Below are 1165 nucleotides of genomic sequence, written 5' to 3' on the forward strand. Positions count from 1 at the left end.
GGCCCACCCTGCGCCCATGCCGTGCCCAGACCCATTGCGGTGGCCAGCAGCGCGGGGCACATGGCGGCCTGAAGGCGGCGAAAGAGACGCGGCATGGAGGAGCTCCCACGGTTGGTACGATATTGCGCCCCAATGCCTCCCGCGCCGAAAGGTTCCTCCCCCGGTGGGGGTGGCGTCTCAGCTTTTGTCCTGCTTCTGGGCGGCGGCGGGCTGTTCGGACGTGGGCCAGCTCGCCTCGATCCGGTTGCTCAGCTCATTCAGCAGGCTTTCGTTCACCTTGGCGATGTTGGCATTGCTGGTCGTGTTGCTTTCCATCACGATAACAGTGCGGTTGCGCAGGAGGGAAGCCCGCGAATCCTGCGGAATGATGGCCCAGTCCGCATCCAGGGCGGCATTGCCGTCGCGGCTGACGTCAAGGCGGCTTATGTTGATCTGGAGCCGCCATGTCGGCCTTTCCGGCTGCGGCTGGTCGGTCACGAACAGCGCGGGCCATTTTTCCGCCAGGCGGGCGGTGATCAGGTTGGTGGCGCCCACCGACAGGCGGCTGGCCCAGCGGCCCAGCCCGCTGCGCACGATCTCATGCCCGTCGCGTACCATGATGTCCTGACTGTCCAGATAATCCGGCAGGCGGGCGCGTTCGACCTCGATCACGGGGGTGGTGTCGGTAATCTGGGTCGTGGTGCCGACGGACTGCGCCCCGGTGGCGATGGCGGGCGCGCCAAGGGTATAGAAGCGCACGGGTGCCGAGGAACACGCCGAGAGCATCACGGCCGAGAGCAGCAGTCCGCCACCTGCCCGCAGGGCCGGATGCGAACGGGAAGGGGAGACAGCGGGCTGGCGCGTTTTCATTGGTTGCGTCCCATCAGCAGAAGTTGCGGATTACTTTCGACTTCGTTGGCGAATCCGCGCAGCCCGTAGCCTGCTTCCATAATATCTCGCATCGTATCGTCCAGATTCAGCCTGTCACGCGATTGCGGGTCCATCAGGGCGCGCAGGCCCGCAAGGGTTTCGTTCGCCTGTTTCATGGTCTGGTGGGTATTGGCGATCAGTTCGCGCAGTTCGGCGCGGCGGGCGGTAAACTGGTCGCTGTTGGTCACGACCAGCCGGTCCAGCGCGTTGATGGTGATGGCGGAGCGCTCCTTCAGGTCGGCCACGGTGGCGCGCA

General features: G+C 65.4%; 1 protein-coding gene and 1 pseudogene. Both read right to left on the minus strand.

Annotated elements, in window-relative coordinates:
- Positions 1 to 177: 177 nt before the first annotated feature.
- Positions 178 to 849 (minus strand): PqiC family protein, encoded by a 672-nt coding sequence (locus tag JCM25156_RS17390; protein ID WP_025814155.1) that lies wholly within the window; start codon positions 847 to 849, stop codon positions 178 to 180.
- Positions 846 to 1165: pseudogene (locus JCM25156_RS25830) on the minus strand (MlaD family protein); the annotation flags it as partial. The gene JCM25156_RS17390 and the pseudogene JCM25156_RS25830, both read right to left, overlap by 4 nt.

It is taken from the genome of Komagataeibacter kakiaceti JCM 25156 (genome assembly GCF_000613305.1).

Bases quoted from the DNA above. Each gene is read 5' to 3' on its own strand.
- JCM25156_RS17390 (WP_025814155.1), bottom strand. From the start codon at position 849: ATGAAAACGCGCCAGCCCGCTGTCTCCCCTTCCCGTTCGCATCCGGCC.